The organism is Actinoplanes sp. CA-030573 (assembly GCF_050951115.1).
Classification (GTDB): domain Bacteria; phylum Actinomycetota; class Actinomycetes; order Mycobacteriales; family Micromonosporaceae; genus Actinoplanes.
The window spans coordinates 8,326,120-8,345,394 of record NZ_CP192038.1 but is presented as its reverse complement, the minus strand read 5'-3'; the positions used below and the strand labels follow the sequence as shown (position 1 = coordinate 8,345,394).

Below are 19,275 nucleotides of genomic sequence, written 5' to 3'. Positions count from 1 at the left end.
CGAGGTATGAATATCTCCGCACTCCGCACACCCCGGCGGATGGCCGTGGCGGCGGCCGCCATCACGGTCGCCGTCCTCGGTGGCGCCGGCGTCGGCTGGGCCGCCGCCGAGACGACCGCTCAGCCCGCGATCAAGACCATCACGCCGCGCTCCGAGAAGGATGTCACCAACATCGACGTCCTCCGGCAGCAGCTGCGCAACTACTACGGCGACGCGCTCGGCACCGGCACGTTCGGCGCCGACAGCAACTACGCCCGCGAGGCGAGCGGCGTGGCCCGCGGCGGCGACCGCTACCTGAGCCACTACCGGTCGCACGGCCACGCCACCAAGGCGATCGTGCTCGACGTCGACGACACGACGCTGGCCACCTGGAACTACGAGGTGTTCAGCAACTGGGCGTACAACCCGGCGACCAACGCGGACTACGTGACCGGGCAGAAGTTCCCGGCCGTGCCCGGCATGGTCGCGACCGTGCAGGCGGCCGAGCGCGAGGGCTACGCGATCTTCTACCTGACCGGCCGCCCGGCCGCCCAGGAGGCGGCGACGCTGGGCAACCTCACCGCCGACGGGGTGGGCGTGGACGCCGGCTACCCGAAGCCGACGACCCTGCGCGACGGCGAGGACGGCCTGTTCACCAAGCCGGACGTCGCGGCGTACCCGGACTACCTGCAGACGGCGTGCGCCGCCGACCCGGGCGGCAAGTGCACGACGATCCACTACAAGTCGGCGACCCGCGCGCACATCGAGTCGCTCGGCTACGACATCGTCGCCAACTTCGGCGACCAGTACAGCGACCTGAAGGGCGGCTACGCGGACCGCACCTTCAAGCTGCCGAACCCGAACTACTACCTGCCCTGACGGCCGGCTCCCGGCGCGGCACCGCCGTGCCGGGGTCACCGGCCGGCCGGCGGCGGCGGACGCGCCGCCGCCGCGCAGGAGTCGGGCGAGCGTCAACGCCGGGTGCCGCTGAGCTTCCCGGCGTCGTATCGCCACAGGTCGGGCACCGCCCGGACCAGCAGGGCGACGGTCAGCACGGTGAGCGCGCCGCCGAGGACGATCGCCGGCCGGGCGCCGATCGAAGCGCCGCCGAAGCCGTGCAGCGCGTTGGCCAGTTGCGGGCCGCCCATCAGGACCACGGTGAGCGAGCCCTGGATCCGTCCGCGAAGGGCGTCGTCGGTGTGCGCCTGCGAGATCGCGTTCCGGAACGTGCTCAGCACGAAGTTGACCGCGCCGCCCGCGACCGTCGCGGCCAGGGCGATGCGCAGGTCGGCGGTGAGGCCGAGCAGTATCACGCAGCCACCCCAGGCCATCGCGGCCGACGCCATGAGCGCCCCGTGCCGCCGGGCGCGGCTGAAGGTGCCGGACAGGAGGCCGGCGAGCAGAACACCGGCCGGGTAGGCCGCGAACAGCAGGCCGAGCTCGCGGCCGCCGCCGGGTGGGCCGCCGTAGGTGCGCTCGGCCAGCTCGGGGAAGAGGGCGTGCGGCATCGCGAAGACCATGGCGGACAGGTCCACGGCCAGTATCGCGACGAGGATCCGCTGCCCGGCGAGGTAGCGGAAGCCGTCGCCGAGCCGGCGGAGAGTGCCCCGCCGGCGGCCGGCCGGTGCGGCCGTCGTGATGCCGGCCGGCGATCGCGTCGCGGCATCGATCGGTGGGGCCGGCGCGGTTCGGCCCGGGGGCATCGCGGGCAGGCGGGCCACCGCCCACAGCATCAGGCCGATCGCCAGGGCGTCGAACAGATAGAGCGGGCCGAGGCCGACGACCGGGATCAGCACGCCGGCCAGCAGCGGGCCGGCGACGGCGCCGCTGTAGCGGGTCAGGGCGCTCAGGCTGTTGGCCGCGACCAGTTGCTCGGCCGGCACCACCCGGGGCACCGCGGCGCCCGTCGTCGTCATGGTGGCGCCGAAGCTCACGCCCTGCGCCGCCACCAGCGCGAGCAGCACCGGGACCGACGCGACCCCGAGCAGCGTGGCCAGCCACAGGCCGAGGTAGGTCAGCCCGAGTCCGGCGTTGCCGGCCAGCAGCAGCCGGCGGCGGTCCATCGTGTCGGCGAGGGCGCCGGACCACAGGGCCGAGACGACGAGGGCGCACACCGACACCGCCGCCGAGACGCCGACCACCGCCGACGAACCGGTCCGGGTGAACAGCTGGGTCGGGACCGCGATGACGCTGAACGAGCCGCCGACGGCCGAGACCGCCGACGCGACCCACAGGCGGCGGAAGGCGGGAATCGTCAGGGGACGGCGGTCGATGAGGTAGGAACCGAGATTCACCGCCCGATCGTGTGGCTTCCCCTTGGGGGAAGGTCCAGCCCTCAGCGCTTGGGCGCGGCCTTCCCGGCGTAGATGCGGTCGGTCAGGAACGGCAGCGCGTTCGACAGCGTGATGGCCGCGCGGTACTTGACCGGGACCACGATCCGGCGCCGGGGGCGGCGCAGCGCGCGCTCCACGGCGGCGGCGACGATCTCGGGGCCGGGCAGGTTCGTGCGGCTGTTGAAGCCGGTCCGGATGTAGCCGGGCTCGATCAGCGTCACGCCGATGCCGGTGCCGGCCAGCTCCCGGCGAACCGAGTCGGTCAGGCCGCGCAGGGCGAACTTCGTGGCCGAGTAGGCGCCGCTGATGCCGACCTCGCCGGCCACCGAGCCGATGTTCACGATCGAGCCGGCGCGCTGCTCGCGCATGATCGGGACGACCGCCCGCATGAGCCGGATCGGTGCCATGAGGTTCACATCGATCATCTGGGCGACCGCGTCGTCGTCGGCCAGGATGGACGCCTTGCCGCCGACGCCGGCGTTGTTGACCAGGCCGTCGATGCGGCCGTCGATCTCCAGCGCGCGGGCGACGAGGGCCGCGATCGCCGCCGGGTCGCGCACGTCGGTCGGCACCGCCAGGGCGGCGCCTGCTGCCACGGCGGCGTCGGCTGCCGCGGGGGCGTCGGCTGCCGCGGGGGCGTCGGCTGCCGCGGGGGCGTCGGCTGCGGCGGGGGCGTCGGCTGCGGCGGGGGCGTCGGCTGCCACGGCCGCGTCGGATCCGGCGGCCGCGTCGGCTACCACGGCCGCGCCCGATCCGGCGGCCGGCGCGGAGGCGGGCGCGGCGGGCGCGTTGATCTCGGCGGCGACCGCGCGCAATTCGTCGGCGCGGCGGGCGGCGAGCACCACCGTGAAGCCGGCGCGGCCGAGGCGCAGGGCGGTGGCGCGGCCGATTCCGCTGGACGCCCCGGTGACGATTACGACCGGCATGGCCGCCCCTTTCTGAAGAAAACGGCGCCGCCGATACCGGCGGCGCCGTTTTATCCGGCGATGGGGATCAACCTATCGCTTGCTGTGGTACGCCTCGACGATGTGGCTCGGGATGCGGCCGCGCTCGGACACCTCGTAGCCGTTCTTGTTGGCCCACTCGCGAATCGCCTGATTCTGGTCACGGCTGGCCCGCCCGGTGCCGGCCACGGCGCTGCGCCGAGCAGGCGAGACGACCCCGCTGCGCCCGACCCGGGTGGCCGCGTTCAGAAACGGGTCGAGCGCCTTACGCAACTTGCCGGCGTTCTTCTCGGAGAGGTCGATCGTGTAGTTCACACCGTCGAGTCCGAACTCGACGGTGCGGTCGGCCTCTCCGCCGTCGAGGTCGTCGGTCAGAAGGGTTATTACCTGCTTGGCCATGGTGTGCCTGCTCCTACAGCGATGTCATTTGAGTGACGACTATGCGCACGCGGCGTGGCGCCGCGAATGTCGATACGCATTCATTCTGTCTGCCGTCAGTTCTCAGTGCAAATTGCCGCAGCGCATGTCGCAATTGAAGTCTTGGCCGAACCGGCCCCGGGCGTTCGTGCCCGTCACACACTTTTTCAGGAAGGTCAATGTCATGTAACGTGTCGTGGGAGCGCTCCCAGCACCCCGTCCCCGCGGGAATCCCCTCTCAAGGAGCTTCGCAATGAGACGTGCCATCCGTGCCATCATGGCCGCCGGACTGCTCGCCGGTGCGGCCGTGACGGCCTTCGCCGTCGCCGGACCAGCGGTGGCCGACACGCAGATCTGCGACCAGTACGGCTCCACCACCATCGGCGGCCGTTACGTGGTCATGAACAACCGCTGGGGCACCTCGGCCCAGCAGTGCATCAACGTCACCAGCACCGGCTTCACGATCCAGACCCAGCAGGGCACCGGCAGCACCAGCGGCGCGCCGGTCTCGTACCCCGCCGTCTACTACGGCTGCCACTACACCAACTGCTCGCCCGGCACCAACTTGCCGATCCAGGTCAGCGCGATCTCGAGCGCGACCAGCAGCATCAACTACCAGTACGTCTCGGGCGCCACCTATGACGCCGCGTACGACATCTGGCTGGACCCGTCGCCCAAGAAGGACGGCGTCAACCAGCAGGAGATCATGATCTGGTTCAACCGGCAGGGCTCGATCCAGCCGATCGGCTCGGTCGTCGGCAACGCCACCATCGGCGGCCGCACCTGGCAGGTCTGGCAGGGCAGCAACGGCTCCAACGCGGTCGTCTCGTACGTGGCGCCCTCGCCGATCACGAGCTGGAGCTTCAGCGTCCTGGACTTCATCAACGACGTGAAGAACCGCGGCGCGATCACCAGCTCCTGGTACCTGACCAGCATCCAGGCCGGGTTCGAGCCGTGGATCGGCGGCGCCGGCCTGGGCGTCTCGAACTTCTCGGCGACGGTCAACGGCGGCGGTTCCACCACCCCGCCGCCGACGACGCCGACCACCCCGCCGGCCGGTGGCAACACCGCCTGCCGGGTCAGTTACGCGACGAATGTCTGGAACAGTGGATTCACCGCGAACATCACGGTGACGAACACCGGAAGCAGCGCGGTCAACGGATGGTCCCTCGGCTTCACCCTGCCGAGCGGCCAGTCGATCACCAGCTCGTGGAACGCGACCATCAGCGGTTCCAGCGGCGCCGTCACCGCCCGCAATGTCTCCTACAACGGCGGCATCGCGCCCGGCGGCAACCAGTCCTTCGGATTCCAGGGGACCTACTCCGGCAGTTTCGCGAAGCCGTCCTCTTTCACCCTGAACGGATCGACCTGCACCACCGCCTGAGCACTCAGGCTCGCCAGACCCGAGCCGCCTCGTCGCCGATTCTCCGGTGCCGGGGCGGTTCGTCCAATTCGGCGGAAAGGCGCAGGGCGCCCGGCGCCCCGTCCGGGACGGCCGGCGTTCGCGGCGCGATCGGGTCGAGCCGGCGATAATCTTCGCCGGCCGGTGGGCGTACGTCCGCATCGCCTTTGTTGGGCCATAGCGACATTGCCCGCTCGGCCATCGCCGTGATGGTCAGCGACGGATTCACGCCCAGATTGGCGGGCACCGCGGAGCCGTCGACGACGTGCAATCCGGGGTAGCCGTAAACGCGGTGATAGGGATCGACCACGCCCGACTCCGGGGAATCGCCGATCGTCGCGCCGCCGAGAATATGGGCGGTCATCGGAATGTCGAAGATGTCGCCGACCGTCCCGCCCGGAAATCCACCGATCTTGTCGGCGATCCGGCGCACCGCCTCGTGTCCCTGCGGAATCCAGGTCGGATTGGGCTCGCCGTGGCCCGGCCCGGTGGTGAGCCGCCCGCGCCGGGTGCGGCGCACGGTCAGCGAGTTGTCCAGCGTCTGCATCACCAGCGCGATGATGGTGCGCTCACTCCAGCGCCGCACCGAGAGCGAGCGGAGCAGCACGTACGGGTGACGCAGCGCCTGACCGAGGAACTTGACCGGTCTCGGCAGCCGGCCGCCGCCGTCGACGAGCAGGGTGGCCAGCAGTCCCATGGCGTTGCTGCCCGGGCCGTACCGCACCGGCTCGATGTGGGTCGTCCCGTCCGGATGGAACGAGGACGTGATCGCCACGCCGCGCGAGTAGGGCTCGGCCGGCACCGAGCTCGCCTGGGCGCCGAGCAGCGCCTCGGAGTTGGTGCGGGTGAGCGAGCCCAGCCGCGCCGACACCTCCGGCAGCACGCCGGTGTCGCGCATCGCGTGCAGCAGCCGCTGGGTGCCGAGCGCGCCCGCCGAGAGGATCACCTGGCCGGCGTGGAATCGGCCGTTGGTCGTCTCGACGACCCAGCCCGGCCCGGACGGCCTCAGCGCGGTGACCTCGGTGTCCGGGTGGACGGTCGCGCCCGCCTTCTCGGCCAGATACAGGTAGTTGACGTCGAGCCGGTTCTTGGCGCCGACCTTGCAGCCGATCATGCAGTTGCCGCACTGGGTGCAGCCGGTGCGGTCGGGCCCGGCGCCGCCGAAGAACGGGTCGGGCACGGTCTTGCCCGGTTCGCCGAAGAAGACGCCCACGGGCGTACGCCGGAAGGTCGCACCAACCCCCATGTCCTCGGCGACCTGCTTGATCACCACGTCGGAGGGCGTCATCGCCGGCTGCTGCGTCACGCCGAGCATGCGCGAGGCCTGGTCGTAGTGCGGGGCGAGCTCGGTCGCCCAGTCGGTGATTCCCGACCAGTGCGGATCGTCGAAGAACGTGGCCGGCGGGCGGTACAGGGTGTTCGCGTACACCAGGGAACCGCCGCCCACCCCCGCCGCCGACAGCACCACGATGTCCTTGAGCAAGGTGATCCGTTGGATCCCGTGCAGGCCGAGCTTCGGCGCCCAGAGGAAGTTGCGCAGGTCCCACGAGGTCTTGGGCAGCGTTGCCGAGGTGAAGCGCCGGCCCGCCTCGAGCACGCCGACGCGGTAGCCCTTCTCGGTGAGACGCAGGGCGCTGACGCTTCCGCCGAAGCCGCTGCCCACAATCACGACGTCGTAGTCCGCCATCGACACACCCTGTCATTACCGACCGGTAACCGGAAGGGGTGGAGGCCCTCATTTCCACGATCCGCGGCACGCCTGTGGACAAGGCCGGAAAGATGTCGGACCCGGGCGCTCTACTGGCCCCCACCCAAGAACGGGGTGGGCCATGCGCGGCAACCCGGGAGTCGCCGAGAGCCGTCGTGGCGGGCGCGACTGGTGAAGACGTCGTCCACGTCTCGTGCAAGGACAGGCCCAGCTCGGTCAGCTCGTAGGTGACGGTGACCGGCACGGTCGGCGTCACGGTGCGGCTGACGAGACCATCGCCGCTCCAGCGAGCGCAGCGTCTGCGTGAGCATCTTCTGGCTGACGCCGGCCAGCAGGCGGGACAGCTCGGAGTGCCGCATCGGTCGGGGCGGCCCGCGCAGTCGGGCCGCTGCCGAGGGCGGCCAGGATCAGGGCGACCCGCTTGCCCCTGACCGTCACCAGGTTTGGCTACGGCGCCATGCAGCGGGCCGGGCCCGGCGTCATGGGGCCGCCCGCCGACCACGCCGGCGCGCTCGCCGTGCTGCGCGCCGCGATCGAGCTCTCCGCGGATGACCTTGCCGCGCTCGATCCGGCGTTAAGTCAGCGTTAGGCGGACCGCAGGCGGCGGGCCGCACGGTGTACGCCATGAAGAACGAACCGCATGGACTGCTCCTCGCCCACCGCGCCATGGTGCGCGACCTCGACCGGCTCGCCGAGCTGGCGAGCGGCCTGACCACCGGCCGCGAGCGGCTCGACCGCAAGCGGGCCGCGGCCGTCGCCGCCTATCTCGGCGACTTCTGCGACAGCATCCACCACCATCACGCGGCCGAGGACGAGGTGCTCTGGCCCGTGCTCGAGCGGTCGGCCGGTGCGCACGTCGACCTCACCGAGCTGACCGACGACCACGCCGTGCTCGACCCCAAGCTGGCCCGCATCCGGGCCGGCGCCCGCGAGGTGCGTGACCGGCAGACGGTCACCGCGGAGCTGGCCGCCGACCTCGCCGACCTGCGGGACACCCTCAAGGAGCACATCGCCGACGAGGAGCGGACGATCGTTCCCCTGATCAAGCGGTACGTCTCGGACGAGGACTGGGCCAAGGTCGAGGCGACGATCCGCAAGCGGGGCGCCAAGATGTCGTTCGAGGTGCCGCGGATCCTGGCGGTCAGCACCGAGGAGGAGCTGGCCGAGGCGCGCAAGGACGGCGGCATCCCGGTCGCCCTGATGATCAAGATCATGCCGCTGTCCTTCCGGCGGCGCGAGAAGCTGGTGTTCAGCGCCTGAGCGAGGCCAGGAGGGCGTCCGCCGCATCGCGGTACGAGGGATCGCCGGTGAGCGCGAACAGCGCCGCGTCCACCGGCCCGGCGTAGAGCGAGCCCGAGTCGAGCCCGGCGATCCGGCCGGTGAACGGCAACAGCTCGGCGAGGATCCGCTGCCCGGTCTCGGTGTCGCCGAGCCGGGCGGCCGCGTGCGCGCGCAGTGTCGCGAAGCCGAGCCAGTAGTAGTTGCGGTCGATCGGCTGCCGGCTCCGCCACACCTCCGCCGCCTCCTCCGGCCGCCCGGCGTCGAGCAGGGCCAGCACCAGCGGATCGGTGACCCGGCCGGGATAGGCGGCCTCGACCGCGCGCAGCTCGCCGACCAGGGGCGCGAGGTCGCCGCGGAACATCGCGGCGCTGCACCGGCCGACGGTCGCCATCAGGGCGCCGTTCATCGCGCCGTGCTCGGTCAGCCGGTGGCCGACCTGCTCGTAGCGGGCGAGCGCCTGGTCGACCCGGCCGGCCAGCAGTTCCAGCAGGCCCTCGAAGATCGACACGACGGCGAGCAGGTCGCCGAGCTGGCCGGTGGTCGAGCACGCCACGGCCCGGCCCATCTCGGCCCGCGCGCCGTCGAGGTCGGTGCGGGCGGCCGACTCCAGGAACAGCAGCCAGTGCGCGACCGCCTCGTGGTCGATCTCGCCCGCCTCCACCGCGACCGCCAGGTACTCCTCGGCGGTCGCCCGGCGGATGTCGCGCAGGTCGGGACCGAGCGAGGCATAGCAGCGTATGTTCAGCGCCGCGCAGAGCAGACGCGGGTCGTCGACCGTGCGCGCGAGCGCGAGCGCCTCCTCGCTGACCGTGGCGGCGGCCGCGTCGTCGAAGCCCTCCAGCTCGCGGAAGAGCGCCAGCAGCAGCCGCACCCGGGAAGCCGGCCCGACCGGCCCGGACAAGAACGAACGCAGCGCCGCAACGACGCCGGAAGCCGGCTCCCGGCCGTCCCGGGTGGTCCACACCAGCGGCGCGTCCCAGGAAGTCAGCACGGCCAGGTCGGGCGGCGCGGACAGGTAGATCTCGCGGGCCCGGATCACGTCGCCGGCCCGGGCGTGCGCGTTGACGGCCGGGGCGAGCAGCTCGGTCTCGGGGATGGTCGCCCGGGTGCCGGCCAGCGACCGCAACCGCAGGGCCGAGCGCCACTGGGCCGCGGCCTCGCGCCAGGACCCGGCCACCTCGGCGGCGCGGGCGGCTTGCACCGCGTACGGGATCGCCTCGTGCGCGGTGGCCGGACCGGCCGCCGCCGAAGCATGCCGGGCGAGTGTCGCCGCGTCCGCCCGGTCCTTGAGAACGCCGAGCGCGCGGCTGTGCAGCCGAGCGCGCCGCAGCAGGGGTGTGTCCTCGTAGAGCGTGTCCCGCACCAGCCCATGGGTGAACCGCACGAGCCCCGGCGCCGGCTCGTCGAGCAGTCCGGCCAGCACCGCCGCCTCCAGCGCGTCGAGCAGCTCGTCCGGATCGTGCCCGGCCACCTCGGCCAGCACGTCCACGTCGGCCTCCCGGCCCAGCACCGCCGCCTGCCGCAGGGCCGCCGTCACCGGGTCGGGCAGGCGGGCGACGCGCCGGCGCAACACCTCGCGCACCCCGGCCGGCACCGCGGTCCCGGCCGTCCGGGTGCCCTCGGCGGCCAGCAACCGGGCCAGCTCGCGCACGAAGAGCGGGTTCCCGCCGGTGCGCTCGGCGATCAGCGTCAGCACGTCGGGACCGGCGTCGAGGCCCTCCCGCCGGGTCAGCGCGGTCACCGCCTCCGCGTCCAGCCCGCCGAGCAGCAGGTGCGCGGCGGTCGAGGTGAGCAGCGCGCCGACCGTCGCCTCCAGCTCGTCGCCGCGGTCGGTGGTGCGGTAGGTGATGACCACCAGCAGCGGCCGGCCGGCCTGCTGGGCCACGACCTGCCGCAGCAGCTGCAGGGTGAGGTCGTCGGCGCGGTGCACGTCGTCGAGCAGCACCACGGTCCGGCCGCCGTCGAGCGCGGCCGCGATCGCCCGGCCGAGCCGGAACGGGTTGGGCGCCCCGCCGTCGGAAACCAGGTCCGAGCCGAGCACCGGGTCCGAGCCGAGCGCCTCCGACCACGCCCATCCCGGTGGCGCGCCCTCGACCTCGGGACACCGTCCACGATGGACGTGCCAGCCGTCCTCGGCCAACCTGCTCAGGGCGGCCTCGGCCAGGGTGGTCTTCCCGGCGCCCGCGTCACCACCGATCAGCACCACCTGCGCGCCGCGGCGCGAGGCTTCGCCGGCGGCCGCGACGATGGCCGTGATCTCCGCTTGCCGTCCGATCGCCGCGATCGGGGACGGACCGGCCGGTCGCCGGGAGACGGGCGGCAGGGGTGCCGGCGCCGGCGCCGGCTCGTCCAGCTCCGGCGCCTGGGCCAGGATGCCGGCCTCGAGCTGCCGCAATGCCGGGCCGGGATCGACGCCGAGCTCATCGGCCAGATAGGCGCGGGTGCGCCGCAACACCCCGAGCGCGTCACCCTGCCGGCCGCTGCGATAGAGCGCGAGCGCCAGCAGCCGTACGGCTTCCTCCCGCCCCGGATGGTCGTGCAGGTGCCGTTCCAGCTCCGCCACCACGATCGCGGGCCGCCCGAGCGCCAGTTCCGCCCCGGCCCGGGACTCGACGGCGGCCAGCCTCAGCTCGTCCAGCCGGGCCGCCTCGGGCCGGGCCCAGGGCTCGTCGGCCACCTACGCGTACGCGCCGCCCCGCCACCCGTCGAGCGCCTCGCTCAGCAGCCGATGCCGCTCCGCGGGCCCGGCGGCGGCCGCGCGCCGCACGAGGTCGTCGAACCGCCAGGCGTCCACCGCCTCGGCCGGCAGCCGCAACGCGTACCCGGGCGCCGCGCTCACCAGCACCGTGGCCGGCGTCCGCCGCTGCCGCCCCGGCTCCAGCGCCCGCCGCAGATGCGACACGTGCACCTGGAGCGTGGCCAGCTGCTTGGCCGGCACGTCGGCGCCGCCCCACAGGTCCTCGATGATGCGATCGGCCGACACCACCTCGCCGCCGGCCACCGCGAGACGCGCCAGCACCGCCCGTTGCCGTGGCCCGCCCAGGTCCGCCGCCCGGCCGTCGACGGTGGCGCGCAGCGGTCCCAGCACCGAGAGCGTGACCACTCAGCCTCGCAGCAGCACTTTGATGTGCTCGCCGGAGGCGGCGTCGGCGAACGCGGCGGCCGCCTCGTCGAGCGGCCGCTCGGCGGTGACCAGCGCCGAGACGTCGACGGCCCCGGAGACCAGCAGCTCGATCGCGTCGGCGAAGTCCTCGGGCAGATAGGTGGCGCTGCCCTGGATGCGCAGCTGGCTGTCCTGGATGGTCGGCAACGGGACCGTCACCGGCGCCGGCGGCACCCCCACCACCACGACGGTGCCGCCCTTGGTGGCCATGGCCAGCGCCTGGTCCATGGTGGACTGCTCGGCCACGCAGTCGAAGACGACGTCCGCGCTCTCGCCGAGGGCCGCGAAGACCAGCGGCACCGCCTCGGCGCTGGTCGCGTCGACCACCGCGTCCGGGCCGAACGCGGCCGCCCGCTCCCGGCTGCGCGCCGACCGGGCCGTCATCACCACCCGCTTGGCGCCCTGGGCCCGGGCCACCAGCAGCGTCAGCAGCCCGATCGTCCCGGCGCCGAGGATCGCCACCGTCCGGTCCCGCAGGCCGCCGGCCAGCCGGGCCGCGTGCACCGGCGTGCCCAGCGGCTCGATGAAGGCGGCCGTCCGCCAGTCGAGCGCATCCGGGATGACGTGCAGTCGGCGCTGGTCGACGGTGAAGTAGTCGGCCATCCCGCCCTGGTCGTGGGCGCAGCCGAAGAAGCGCAGGTTCTCGCAGACGTTCTGCCGGCCGGCCACGCACTGCTTGCACCGCCAGCAGGGCAGGAACGGCTCCATCGTGACCCGCTGACCGGCCCGTACCGCGGTGACGCCGGGACCGAGGGCCTCGACCGTGCCGCTCACCTCGTGGCCGGGCGGGTAGGGCAGCACGATGAACGGATGCTTGCCCTGCAGCGCGTGCACGTCGGAGCCGCAGACCCCGGCCGCCGCCATCCGCACCAGCACCTCGCCCTCGCGCGGCTCCGGAACATCGGCCGACGTCACCGAGACCCCGGCCGGGGTCACGACGACCCGCCTCACGGCAGATATCCCAGGCGGCGTGCGGTCACTATCGTCTCCATCCGGCCATGTGTGCCCAGCTTGCGCATCGCGTTGCGAAGGTAGCTCTTCACCGTTTCCGGCAGTAGTCCCAGTCTGCGGGCCGCTTCCGCGTTGCCGCAGCCGACCGCCACCATGGCCAGCACGTCGAGCTCGCGCGGGGACAGCGGGTTGGGCGCGGCGCCTCTGCCTTCCCCGGCACAACACGCGATCAAGCGGTCGGAGATCTGCTCGAGACGCGCCTTGAGCTCGGGGTCGGCGGTCTCGGCGGCGAGCGTACGCAGATCGGCGTGGGCCAGCCGCACCTCCTCCCACTCGCGCGCGCCGGCGTCGGCCGAGCTCCGGGCGGCGGCGGTGGCCAGCTCGGCCATCCGCCGGTCGACCTCGCGGCGCACGGTCGCCTCGGTGCTCAGCCGCAGCGCGACCCGGCTCATCGACTCGAGCGCCCGGCCGCCGACCGCGATCGGCTCGCGCGTTCCCGCGTACAGCACCGCGAGCACCGTGCCGCCCACGGCGACCGGCACCGCGGCAATCGCGCGCAGGCCCTCGGCGGTGACCGGTCCGTCGTATTCATGACTGATCCGCGGGTCGGCCGCGTAGTCCTCGACCCGGCCCGGCCGCGCCGAGGCGACCACCCGGCCGCCCAGCCCGTTCCCGGCGCTCACGATCAGCCCGTGCAGGGCCGGCGTCGCCGTGCCCGCGAAGTCGCTGAGCCGCAGCTGCCGGGCGTCGGCCGTCACCAGTCCGCCGAAGGCCACCGGAAGGCCGGTGATCCGGCGGATCCGGCCGAGCGCGGCGGGCAGGTCGGCTGTTTCGAGCACGTGGACAGCATGTCACGGCGACCCCGGTCGGCTCCTACCCCCGAACAGGGGTGGCGGTGCTCGGCCGAGCGGCCCATGCTGCGGAAATGTTGTCCTACGGGTCCGGCACCAGCACCGCGCCCCTGCTCGGCGAGACGATCGGGGCCAACTTCGAGCGCGCGGTCGCCCGCTTCGGCGATCGGGAGGCGCTCGTCGATGTCGCGGCGGGGCGGCGATGGACGTACGCGCAATTGGACGCGGAAGTGAATCGCCTGGCTCGCGGCCTGCTCGCCCGCGGAATCGCCAAGGGTGACCGGGTCGGGATCTGGGCCTCGAACTGCGGCGAATGGGTCATCACCCAGTACGCGACCGCGAAGATCGGGGCCATCCTGGTCAACGTGAACCCGGCGTACCGGACGCACGAGCTCGAATACGTCGTGAAGCAGTCCGGGCTCTCGCTGCTGATCAGCGCCGTCTCGTTCAAGACCAGCGACTATCGCGGCATGATCGAGTCGATCGGCTTCCCGGACGTGGCCTACATCGGCGAGAGTTCCTTCGCGGATCTGTCGCTCGACGGCGACATGTCCGAAATATCACGACGAGCCGCCACATTGGCGTTCGATGACGCGATCAACATTCAGTACACGTCGGGGACGACCGGCTTCCCCAAGGGCGCGACGCTCTCGCACCACAACATCCTGAACAACGGGTACTTCGTGGGCGAGCTGATCGGCTACACGGAACGGGACCGGGTCTGCCTGCCGGTGCCGCTGTACCACTGCTTCGGCATGGTGATGGGCAACCTCGGCGCGACCTCGCACGGTGCCTGCATCGTGCTGCCCGCGCCGGGCTTCGACCCGGCTGCCACGCTCGCCGCCGTTTCGGCTGAGAAGGTCACGTCGCTCTACGGCGTGCCGACGATGTTCATCGCCGAGCTCGGGCTGCCCGATTTTTCGGATTATGACCTGTCATCGTTGCGCACCGGGATCATGGCGGGCTCGCCGTGTCCCGTCGAGGTCATGAAGCGCGTGGTCGCCGAGATGAACATGGCCGAGGTGGCGATCTGCTACGGCATGACCGAGACGTCACCGGTCTCCACGATGACCCGCCCCGACGACAACCTGGCCCGGCGCACCGAGACCGTCGGCCGGGTGATGCCGCACCTGGAGTCCAAGGTCGTCGACCCGGCCACCGGACTGGTCGTCGAGCGCGGCGAGCCCGGCGAGCTGTGCACCCGGGGCTACTCGGTGATGCTCGGCTACTGGGAGCAGCCCGACGCCACCGCCGAGGCGATCGACGCCGCCCGCTGGATGCACACCGGCGACCTGGCCACCATGGACGACGACGGCTACCTCAACATCGTCGGCCGCATCAAGGACCTGGTCATCCGCGGCGGCGAGAACGTCTATCCCCGCGAGGTCGAGGAGTTCCTGTACGGCCACCCGGACATCGCCGACGTGCAGGTGATCGGCGTGCCCGACGCCAAGTACGGCGAGGAGCTGATGGCCTGGATCGTCATGCGGCCGGGGGCGGAGCCGCTGACCACGGAGGCGGTCCGGTCGTATTGCGCGGGCCGCCTGACGCACTACAAGATCCCGCGGTACGTGCACGTGGTGGACGGCTTCCCGATGACCGTGACCGGCAAGGTGCGCAAGGTCGAGATGCGGGAACGGGCCGTCGAGATCCTCGGCCTCGGTGACGCCGCCGCGATCCGTAACGCTTGAGGTAGCCCTGCTGGTCCTGGCCCTGTCCTGTCCTGTCCCCCACCCCGTTAGTGGGTGGGGGACAGTAGAGCACCCGGCTACGACAGTTTTGCGCCGTCGTCCACAGTTGGTCGGCCATCGCTCACACCGCGCGGCCCACTTCGCCCTCCGAACCCCCGCTGCGCCGGGCGAGGTAGGCGTCGATCTCGGCGAGGATGCCGGCCTTGCCCGGCCCGTCGAGGAACGAGTACCGCACAGCCTGGCGCGCCAGCTCGGCCACGCCACGCTCGTCCAACCCGAGCAGATCGGCCGCCACCTGGTACTCCCGGTTCAGCGTGGTCGAGAACATCGGCGGGTCGTCGGAGTTGACGGTCACCGGCACGCCGGCCGCCACCAGGGCCGGCAGCGGGTGCTCGGCCAGGGACGGCGCCGACCGGGTGCGGACGTTGGAGGTTCCAGCGCGATGTCGTGGTCGCGCAGGTACGCCATCAGCTCCGGGTCGCGGGCGGCGGCGATGCCGTGGCCGATGCGCTCGGCGCCGAGGTGACGCAGCGCGTCCCACACCGTCTGCGGGCCGGTCGACTCGCCGGCGTGCGGCACGCTGTGCAGCCCGGCGGCCCGGGCGGCGGCGAAATGGCCGGCGTACCGCTCGCGCGACATGCCGGCCTCGGGCCCGCCCAGCCCGAAGCTGACCAGCCCGTCCGGCCGCTGCTTCAGCGCCACCTCGAGCGTCACGTCGGCCGACGTCATGGTCGGCTCGCCCGGGATGTCGAAGCACCAGCGCAACTGAACGCCGTGGTCATGGGCCACCCGGTGGCGGGCGTCCTCCACCGCCTCGCAGTACGCCTCGGCCGGGATGCCGCGCGCGACCGACGAGTACGGCGTGAGGGTCACCTCGGCGTACCGCACCGACTGGGCGGCCAGCCCGGCGCCCACGTCGTACGTCAGGGTGGCGATGTCCTCCGCGTCCCGGATCAGGTCGACCACCGACAGGTAGACGTCGACGAAGTGCGCGAAGTCGGTGAACGTGAAGTATTCGGCCAGCAGCGCCGGGTCGGCGGGCACCGAGGTGGTCCCGGCGTGCCGGGCGGCCAGCCGGGCCACGGTCTCCGGCGTCGCCGACCCGACGTGGTGGACGTGCAGCTCCACCTTGGGCAGATCGGCGATGAAGTCGGTCAGGTCGAGTGTCATGTGTGCGCCCCCCACGGATCCAGGACGCTACAACGCCGGCCGGGCGAGCGGAACTCAGCGCCGATAGATCGTGATCGAGTAGCCGACGTTGTCGATCTCGGTGCTCGAGTCGATCAGCTGCCGCAGCTTGCCGGACGCCAGCGCCACCCGCGAGTCGGAGACGACCAGCAAGCCGCGCACCTGGTCGTTCGGGACGGTCAGCGGGTTGCGGCCCTCGATGCCGTAGTAACCGGGCACCCCGCTGCCCTTGTAGACCAGCCACACCGGCTGGCCCGGGTAGCGGTCATGCAGCCGGGTGCCGAGCCGGGCCAGGTCCTGGCCCCAGTCGACGTTCGAGTCGTGCAGCCGCAGGTGGGTCTTGGAGGTTCCGCCGAAGGCCTCGTTCGAGTAGGGCAGGTAGTACGGGAACGTCAGCGCCGAGCTCACCGCCACCCAGCCGACCAGTGCCGCCGTCGCCACCCGGGCCCAGCGCAGGCGGATGAGCACGACCGTGCCGGCCACGACGGCGCCGAAGATCGGCATGAAGATCACGTAGCGGCTGCCGTAGTCGCGCGCCCCGGTCATCGCCACCAGCATCAGCACCCCGGCCGGCACGATCAGGTAGAGCGTCGCCACCCGCAGCGCCGGCCGGACGAGCATGGTGATCGCGCCGGCCAGCCAGAGCGCCATCATCCCGAGCGGCGTCTTGATCACCAGCGCGGCCGGCGCGTAGTACCAGAGCGATCCCCGATAGGCGTGCCCGAGGAGGAACCCGTTGAAGGTGCGCGACTCGAAGGCAAACTGAATCAACACCCCGTCCCGGTACGCCTTCGGCAGTGGCAGCAGATCGACGGCGAGCCCCTTGAGGCCGCCGGGATCGGCCGCCAGCGCCGGCGTGGTCCAGCGCAGCCGCGGGTCGACGGCCAGATAGACCACCCAGACGACGGCGACCGCGATCAGCCCGACCCCGACCGCCCCGGCGACGCGCCAGGCCAGCGTCTTCCACCGGCTGCTCGGCACACCGATCGCGAAGGGTGAGAGGAGCGCCAGCAGCATGACGATCGGGACGGCGGGCAGGACGCTCATCCGCGTGGCCAGAGCCGCTCCCAGCGCGATCCCGGCGAGGGGCAGGTAGAGGCGGGGTCGCCGGCGGGAACGCCACAGCATCCAGAAGGCGGTCAGCAGCATGCCGGCGGCCGGGACGTCGAGGGTGGCCAGCGAGCCGTGGGCGATAGCGTCGGGGGAGAAGGCGTAGAGGGCCAGCGCCACCAGGCCTCCCCACGGGCCGGCCAGGTCGCGGGCGAAGCCGAGCACCACCAGGCCGATCGCCAGGGTCAGGACGATCATCGGGATCCGGGCGGCGAGCATCAGGCGGTACGGGTTGTTGCCCGTCTCGTACAGCAGATGGCGGCCGAGCAGGGTCTGGTCCTGGTTGTAGGCCGGATCCAGGTAGGGGTGCTCGAAGGCGAGACCGGCCGCCATCACCAGCTTGCCCAGCGGCGGGTGCTCGGGGTTGTAGCGCAGGCTGTGCTGCTGGGTGAGCACCTGCGACGTGGCCACGTAGACCGGCTCGTCGATGGTCGGCGACTGCTGCAGCGCCGTGGTGACCATGGCGAACGCCATCCCACCGAGCAGCGCCACCACAACGAGCAGGTAGATCAGGCGTCGGCGCGGCACTGCGCAAACTTAGCCGGTGAACTCGCCGTCCGGTCGCGAAGCCGGGTCGGCGTGCTTCTCCCGCTCGGCGGCGCGCAGCTCGACCCGCCGGATCTTGCCCGAGATCGTCTTGGGCAGCTCGGCGAACTCGAGGCGGCGGATGCGGGCGTAGGGCGGCATGTGCTCCCGCGCGTACGCGAAAATGATCTCCGCCGTTGTCTGGTCCGGCGACCAGCCCGAAGCCAGCACCACGTACGCCTTGGGCACCGCGAGCCGCAGCGGGTCGGGCGAGGGCACGACCGCCGCCTCGACCACCGCCTCGTGCTCGATCAGCACGCTCTCCAGCTCGAACGGCGAGATCCGGTAGTCGGAGGCCTTGAAGACGTCGTCGGTGCGCCCGACATAGGTGATGTAGCCGTCCTCGTCGCGGGAGGCCACGTCGCCGGTGTGGTAGTAGCCGCCGGACATCCGCTCGACGGTCAGCTCGTCGTCGCCGTGGTAGCCGACCATCAGGCCGGTCGGCCGCGGGTCGAGCGCCACGCAGATCTCGCCCTCGTCGGCCGGCGAACCGGTCTGCGGGTCGATCAGCTCTATCGTGAAGCCGGGCACCGGGCGGCCCATCGAGCCGGGCTTGACCGGCTGGCCCGGCGTGTTCGCCACCTGCACGGTCGTCTCGGTCTGGCCGAAGCCGTCCCGGATCGTCACCCCCCAGGCCTTGCTCACCTGGTCGATGACCTCGGGGTTGAGCGGCTCGCCGGCGCCGACCACCAGCCGCGGCGGGGTGGCCAGCGCGGAGAGGTCGGACTGGATGAGCATGCGCCAGACGGTGGGCGGCGCGCAGAAGCTGGTCACGCCGCAGCGCTGCATCTCGGCCATCAGGCGGCCGGCGTCGAAGCGGGTGTAGTTGAAGATGAAGACGCAGGCCTGCGCGTTCCACGGGGCGAAGACGTTGCTCCAGGCGTGCTTGGCCCAGCCCGGCGACGAGATGTTGAGGTGGACGTCGCCCGGGCGCAGGCCGATCCAGTACATCGTCGAGAGGTGGCCGACCGGGTACGACTGGTGGGTGTGCTCGACCAGCTTGGGCCGCGCCGTCGTCCCGGACGTGAAGTAGAGCAGCAGCGTGTCGGTCGCCTTGGTCGGCTTGTCGGCGACAAACCCGGCATCGGCCGCCGAGGCGTCGGCATAGGAGAGCCAGCCGTCGACCGGGTCGCCGACCGCGATCTTGGTGGCGTCGACATGGACGAACTTCGCGGCGGCGGAGGAGGCGGCGATGACGTGCTTAGCGCCGCCCCGGGCCACGCGCTCGGCGGAGTCGGCCGGCCCGAGCAGGGGAGTGGCCGGAATCAGCACGGCGCCCAGCTTCATCGCGGCGAGGATCGTCTCCCACAGCTCCACCTGGTTGCCGAGCATCAGCACGATCCGGTCGCCGCGGGCCACGCCCCGCGCCCGCAGCCAGTTCGCCACCTGGTTGGACCGGCGGGACATCTCGGCGAACGAGACGCGCTGCTCGGAGCCGTCTTCCTCGACGATCCAGAGCGCGGGCGAGTCGTTGCCCTCGGCGATCACGTCGAACCAGTCGAGCGCCCAGTTGAACTCGTCGAGCTCGGGCCAGGCGAACCCGTCGCGGGCCGCCTCGTACCGGTCGGAGTGGGCGAGCAGGAAGTCGCGCGCCGCCCGGAATGCCGTGGTGCCGTCCATCCGCCCAGCTTGCGCCGTGCCGCGTCGCCGACGCCACCCCCGGACGGGGGTG

The 19,275-nt window shown here is 72.2% G+C and carries 14 protein-coding genes and 3 pseudogenes; 5 read left to right on the top strand and 12 right to left on the bottom strand.

Annotated elements, in window-relative coordinates:
• The first annotated feature begins 6 nt into the window (after positions 1-6).
• Positions 7-858, top strand: coding sequence for an HAD family acid phosphatase (locus ACQP2F_RS38420; RefSeq protein WP_433296445.1), 852 nt, complete (start codon positions 7-9; stop codon positions 856-858).
• Between the two features lie 92 nt (positions 859-950).
• On the opposite strand, the gene ACQP2F_RS38415 is transcribed toward ACQP2F_RS38420, so the two are convergent.
• The 3 genes from ACQP2F_RS38415 to ACQP2F_RS38405 all read right to left on the bottom strand — a co-directional run bounded on the left by ACQP2F_RS38415 (position 951) and on the right by ACQP2F_RS38405 (position 3,655).
• The gene (locus ACQP2F_RS38415; RefSeq protein ID WP_433296442.1) at positions 951-2,273 is read right to left on the bottom strand and encodes an MFS transporter; all 1,323 of its coding nucleotides are present in this window, start codon (positions 2,271-2,273) and stop codon (positions 951-953) included.
• A gap of 41 nt (positions 2,274-2,314) precedes the next feature.
• Positions 2,315-3,238, bottom strand: coding sequence for an SDR family NAD(P)-dependent oxidoreductase (locus tag ACQP2F_RS38410; protein WP_433296440.1), 924 nt, complete (start codon positions 3,236-3,238; stop codon positions 2,315-2,317).
• 72 nt (positions 3,239-3,310) lie between these two features.
• Positions 3,311-3,655: a histone-like nucleoid-structuring protein Lsr2 gene (locus ACQP2F_RS38405; protein ID WP_433296438.1), complete on the bottom strand. Its 345-nt coding sequence runs from the start codon at positions 3,653-3,655 to the stop codon at positions 3,311-3,313.
• Between the two features lie 271 nt (positions 3,656-3,926).
• On the opposite strand from ACQP2F_RS38405, the gene ACQP2F_RS38400 reads away from it, so the two are divergent.
• Positions 3,927-5,057, top strand: coding sequence for a GH12 family glycosyl hydrolase domain-containing protein (locus ACQP2F_RS38400; RefSeq protein WP_433296436.1), 1,131 nt, complete (start codon positions 3,927-3,929; stop codon positions 5,055-5,057).
• 79 nt (positions 5,058-5,136) lie between these two features.
• Here ACQP2F_RS38400 and ACQP2F_RS38395 read toward each other — a convergent pair.
• Positions 5,137-6,762: pseudogene (locus ACQP2F_RS38395) on the bottom strand (GMC oxidoreductase); the annotation flags it as partial.
• A gap of 208 nt (positions 6,763-6,970) precedes the next feature.
• A pseudogene (locus tag ACQP2F_RS38390) lies at positions 6,971-7,194 on the bottom strand (winged helix-turn-helix transcriptional regulator); the annotation flags it as partial.
• Positions 7,195-7,204: 10 nt separating this feature from the next.
• Between ACQP2F_RS38390 and ACQP2F_RS38385 the strand changes: the two are divergent.
• Both ACQP2F_RS38385 and ACQP2F_RS38380 read left to right on the top strand, forming a co-directional pair.
• Positions 7,205-7,372, top strand: coding sequence for a hypothetical protein (locus ACQP2F_RS38385; protein WP_433296434.1), 168 nt, complete (start codon positions 7,205-7,207; stop codon positions 7,370-7,372).
• A 35-nt stretch (positions 7,373-7,407) separates the two neighbouring features.
• Entirely contained in the window at positions 7,408-8,043 is a 636-nt protein-coding gene (locus ACQP2F_RS38380) for a hemerythrin domain-containing protein (protein WP_433296432.1), read from the top strand.
• Here ACQP2F_RS38380 and ACQP2F_RS38375 read toward each other — a convergent pair.
• The 4 genes from ACQP2F_RS38375 to ACQP2F_RS38360 are packed head-to-tail and all read right to left on the bottom strand — an operon-like array spanning position 8,033 to position 13,017.
• Positions 8,033-10,741, bottom strand: coding sequence for an ATP-binding protein (locus ACQP2F_RS38375; RefSeq protein WP_433296430.1), 2,709 nt, complete (start codon positions 10,739-10,741; stop codon positions 8,033-8,035). The genes ACQP2F_RS38380 and ACQP2F_RS38375 overlap by 11 nt on opposite strands.
• Positions 10,742-11,167, bottom strand: a complete 426-nt coding sequence (locus ACQP2F_RS38370; protein ID WP_433296428.1) for an AfsR/SARP family transcriptional regulator — start codon at positions 11,165-11,167, stop codon at positions 10,742-10,744.
• Positions 11,168-12,178, bottom strand: a complete 1,011-nt coding sequence (locus tag ACQP2F_RS38365) for a zinc-dependent alcohol dehydrogenase (RefSeq protein ID WP_433296426.1) — start codon at positions 12,176-12,178, stop codon at positions 11,168-11,170. It lies immediately after the preceding gene.
• Positions 12,175-13,017, bottom strand: a complete 843-nt coding sequence (locus ACQP2F_RS38360; RefSeq protein ID WP_433296424.1) for a LuxR C-terminal-related transcriptional regulator — start codon at positions 13,015-13,017, stop codon at positions 12,175-12,177. The genes ACQP2F_RS38365 and ACQP2F_RS38360 overlap by 4 nt, the downstream gene beginning before the upstream one ends.
• Before the next feature lie 86 nt (positions 13,018-13,103).
• On the opposite strand from ACQP2F_RS38360, the gene ACQP2F_RS38355 reads away from it, so the two are divergent.
• The gene (locus tag ACQP2F_RS38355) at positions 13,104-14,720 is read left to right on the top strand and encodes an AMP-binding protein (RefSeq protein WP_433296422.1); all 1,617 of its coding nucleotides are present in this window, start codon (positions 13,104-13,106) and stop codon (positions 14,718-14,720) included.
• Between the two features lie 121 nt (positions 14,721-14,841).
• Here the strand turns inward: ACQP2F_RS38355 and ACQP2F_RS38350 are convergent.
• From ACQP2F_RS38350 to ACQP2F_RS38340, 3 genes and pseudogenes are all read right to left on the bottom strand, one after another.
• Positions 14,842-15,890: pseudogene (locus ACQP2F_RS38350) on the bottom strand (adenosine deaminase).
• A gap of 54 nt (positions 15,891-15,944) precedes the next feature.
• Positions 15,945-17,546, bottom strand: a complete 1,602-nt coding sequence (locus ACQP2F_RS38345) for an ArnT family glycosyltransferase (protein WP_433296420.1) — start codon at positions 17,544-17,546, stop codon at positions 15,945-15,947.
• A gap of 9 nt (positions 17,547-17,555) precedes the next feature.
• Entirely contained in the window at positions 17,556-19,223 is a 1,668-nt protein-coding gene (locus tag ACQP2F_RS38340) for an AMP-binding protein (RefSeq protein ID WP_433296418.1), read from the bottom strand.
• Between the last annotated feature and the right edge of the window lie 52 nt (positions 19,224-19,275).